Source organism: Pseudaquabacterium terrae, assembly GCF_013266755.1.
In the GTDB taxonomy this organism is placed as follows: domain Bacteria; phylum Pseudomonadota; class Gammaproteobacteria; order Burkholderiales; family Burkholderiaceae_C; genus Pseudaquabacterium; species Pseudaquabacterium terrae.
This window is the reverse complement of sequence record NZ_JABRWJ010000036.1, coordinates 1-3,039: the sequence shown is the minus strand read 5'-3', so window position 1 is coordinate 3,039 and position 3,039 is coordinate 1. Positions and strand designations below refer to the sequence as shown.

The following is a 3,039-nucleotide window of genomic DNA, read 5'->3' as shown; positions in this document are numbered from 1 at the left end:
CCTGCGGCTGGGCAAGCTGACGCATCTGCCGGTCTCCCCGTTCGCCGCGGCTATGCCGCGTACTTCAGGCGCGTACGCTCACTGAACGCCGGTTGCCCGTTCCACACGAAACGACGAAGAGCCTGACGTTGCAGGCGGGCCCTCTTGCAGCGCTACGAGTTGCGCGGATCTTGCCCACCCCGGGCCTAACGTTTGAGGTAACGCGCCCGTGCCGGCAGGACGCTTGGGGCGCGAGACACATGATAGACCTGGGTGTCTCGCGCCCCAAGGGGCCTGCTGGTACGGGTCGCGTTGACCGAAGGGTTAGGGCGCATTTGGCAAACACACTTGAAGAGCGGACTCCGCGGCATAGCGGACCTGAGGGTCTTGCTCGACTGCCAGAAGATCGCGGATCGGTTTGGCGAGTGCTGGGCATGGGCAATCTGCGGCCCACCAGGCCGCTCGAGCACGGGTTGTGGCCTCGCCGTGCTTGAGGGCCTGAATGAGATGAGGTGCAACTTCATACGGCGGGAGCTTGCGCAGGACGAACCCAATGTGCTCGTACATTCCAAGACCTGTGTGCTCGCTGACGCTACCAATCAAGAATGGAACGGCTGCGGGGTGCGGATTCTCTTCAAGAAATCGAAGGGTCTCGATGAAGCGATCTGCCGTTTCAGGCGATATTTCGCTGTCGCCTGGCATTGGCTGGTGCAGCGACAGAAACGAGAGAGCCTCGGTGTGCGTCACGGTGAATGCGCCCTAACGTTTGAGGTAACGCGCGGCCGCCGGCGGAGCGCCAGGGCCGCGAGGAAGATGATATGCCTGGGTGCCTCGCGGCCCTGGCGCGCAGCTGGTGGACGTCGCGTTGACCGAAGGGTTAGGCCTCGGATTCGTGGCGGCCGTGAACACCGCGAGTACCTGAAGGGCGGCCTGGCCTGGTTGCTGAAGATGCCAGGGGCGACCGATGCCCATTGTTCTGATGCTCGGTGAGTGTTCACGCGCCTGATGCCAGAACCATGCCGTGTGTTCGGGTCTTCTTGACCTTCGAGCGCAGGACCTTGAACGACCGCGGCTCCCCATTCGGCTCTTCGACGTGCTCAGGACTTGCGTTGACCGTACAGCCCGATGCAGGTCTTGATTCGGCTTTCGTTGCCAGAGCCGATGCGCAACGGTATTCGGCTGTTCCTTTGGTGGCTGATGCGATGACGGCCGAGTGAGTGCGGTGCTTCTGGCAGCGCTACGAGCCGTGGCGGACGTGTTCACCCGAGGCCTAACGTTTGAGGTAACGCGCGGCCGCCAGCGGAGCGCCAGGGCCGCGAGGCGCATGATATGCCTGGGTGCCTCGCGGCCCTGGTGCGTAGCTGGAGGACGTCGCGTTGACCGAAGGGTTAGGCCACGCGTTCAAGCGCAGCCACAGGATAGATTTGTACTGAGCCTGGGTGAGACTCGGACTCGACGGCATAGCCTTCAGGGGTCAGTTTTGTGCAGTACCAGCCGACCACTTGACCCTGCCAAGCGGCGCCAGACTTCTTGCGCACGCGCTCTCCCAGGCCGAACGTGGCGCGCAATGGGAGCGCAAACTGGCCAGCAACTGGAGTACTGACTTCATTGCTACTGTGATCCATACTGAACCCTTCTTGTGAATCTGTTGATCGATCGCAGTTGCACGAACAACTGTCTTCCCCTCGTGGTGGTACGCCCGTCGATGAGCGCTCATCGACTTCACTTCCCATCAGCGACATTGGTCGAGATTCGGTGTTCATTCGGCGTGGACAGATGCGCCTGACGTACGCCGGGGACTGCGCGCGAGGCCTAACGTTTGAGGTAACGCGCGGCCGCCAGCGGAGCGCCAGGGCCGCGAGGCAGATGATATGCCTGGGTGCGTCGCGGCCCTGGTGCGCAGCTGGTGGACGTCGCGTTGACCGAAGGGTTAGGCGGCATTTGGAGCGGCACAACTGCGAGACCGCGCGGACGGGAACCGACCGCCAGTGGTGGCTCGCAAGGCGCTGCAGCTTGCCAGGGCCAGCGTGCATGCGCAGTCCGGATTGTTGACCTTGCGCTCCGCCTCGCGCCGCGCCCGCGCGGCGCCCGACAGACTGACTGCGCGGCGCAGCACGCTTGCGCGAAGCGCACTTGTGAGACCGAACTTGAAGCGCGGATCGAAGGGCACAGCGTGCGAAGACGACTCACGGCCGTCGCAGTCGGACGGAGTACGACACACGCGGTCTTGTTCTTCATGCTCGGTGCTCGCAAGCGCTTCGGTTACTTCGCAGTCGGACGAACGCGGCGGACGCGGTTTTGGTCTTCACGTTCGGTGCTCGCCAGGACGGACCGATTGCTCGCGCAGGACCTTGCCATGACGCCTAACGTTTGAGGTAACGCGCGGCCGCCAGCGGAGCGCCAGGGCCGCGAGGCACATGATATGCCTGAGTGCCTCGCGGCCCTGGCGCGTAGCTGGTGGACGTCGCGTTGACCGAAGGGTTAGGCCTCATTGCATAGTTTGGCCAGTTCGACCTGATGGTCCTTGAAGTTGCCATAGATGTTTGGATCGGCATCGTAGAACTCCTGTCGACTTGCTACGTGCTGAACTATTGGCTCCATGCGGTTGTAGATCTCGCGCACGCTGCCTGGATCACGCTTTTCGCGGTTGATGAGTAACAGGAGAAATGGACTCGCTGAGTCCGAGTCCTCTGCAGCGGCGTCGGAGAGAACGTAGGCGGCGAAAGCAAAGACGTAGTATTGAAAGACCGTGCGGGGCGTGAAGAGCAGTTCACTGGCGCGCTCGATCGATCGGCCCTGTCCGAACAAGTCCTGCACTTCGTCAACGGACTTCCCAAACATGAGCTTGTGCGCGTAGCGCACATCGAGATCGTCTTTGTATCCGGCCCAGTCGGAGGCGTCTGGAACCTTACGCCGGAGCGGGCGAGTGTCGATCATGAGGCCTAACGTTTGAGGTAACGCGCGGCCGCCAGCGGAGCGCCAGGGCCGCGAGGCACATGATATGCCTGGGTGCCTCGCGGCCCTGGCGCGTAGCTGGTGGACGTCGCGTTGACCGAAGGG

At 62.8% G+C, this 3,039-nt stretch carries 3 protein-coding genes; all 3 read right to left on the bottom strand.

Annotation, left to right across the window (positions count from 1 at the left end):
• Positions 1–303 precede the first annotated feature (303 nt).
• The 3 genes from HLB44_RS36525 to HLB44_RS36515 all read right to left on the bottom strand — a co-directional run bounded on the left by HLB44_RS36525 (position 304) and on the right by HLB44_RS36515 (position 2,916).
• Positions 304–726 (bottom strand): hypothetical protein, encoded by a 423-nt coding sequence (locus tag HLB44_RS36525; RefSeq protein ID WP_173135763.1) that lies wholly within the window; start codon positions 724–726, stop codon positions 304–306.
• A gap of 641 nt (positions 727–1,367) precedes the next feature.
• Positions 1,368–1,604, bottom strand: a complete 237-nt coding sequence (gene dfrB / locus HLB44_RS36520) for a trimethoprim-resistant dihydrofolate reductase DfrB (protein ID WP_173135766.1) — start codon at positions 1,602–1,604, stop codon at positions 1,368–1,370.
• 856 nt (positions 1,605–2,460) lie between these two features.
• Positions 2,461–2,916: a hypothetical protein gene (locus HLB44_RS36515; RefSeq protein WP_173135760.1), complete on the bottom strand. Its 456-nt coding sequence runs from the start codon at positions 2,914–2,916 to the stop codon at positions 2,461–2,463.
• Positions 2,917–3,039 lie beyond the last annotated feature (123 nt).